We start from the raw sequence: 378 nt of genomic DNA, 5'->3' as shown, positions 1-378 counted from the left end.
CCCGCAGAAAGTACGTCTGACTGTCCGATTGGATTGGCTTTTACAGGCGAACAAAACATTGCCAACTCCGACGGAAACTCGATTGTCGCCCTCTACTACGGGGCAAATAATGTCAATCTCAATTATCAAATCGTCGCACATAATACGAATTTTCAAATCCCTGTTCTCGCCTCTTTTATCAAAACGGATATTGATATGGCCCAAGGAGTCAAAATCAATCTTGCCAACCTTTTAACGGTCATTCCAAAGACCACTAACCTTGCGACAGATAGTTCTAGTATTATTTATGATACAACAATTCCTGATACCGACTTGAACGGTCAAGCTAGTCTACCTTATGGTGGTTATCTGGGTGTCGGTTTTCTGTCAAACTTTGAC

The 378-nt window shown here is 42.1% G+C and carries 1 protein-coding gene; it reads left to right on the top strand.

The window, feature by feature from the left end; all coding sequences use genetic code 11:
- Positions 1-378: hypothetical protein (locus JKP73_RS22170; protein ID WP_200411985.1), on the top strand; the 378-nt coding region annotated here is incomplete at both ends.

Source organism: Virgibacillus salexigens, assembly GCF_014905415.1.
GTDB classification, from domain to species: domain Bacteria; phylum Bacillota; class Bacilli; order Bacillales; family Amphibacillaceae; genus Virgibacillus; species Virgibacillus salexigens.
This window is presented reverse-complemented; position numbering and strand designations above follow the sequence as displayed.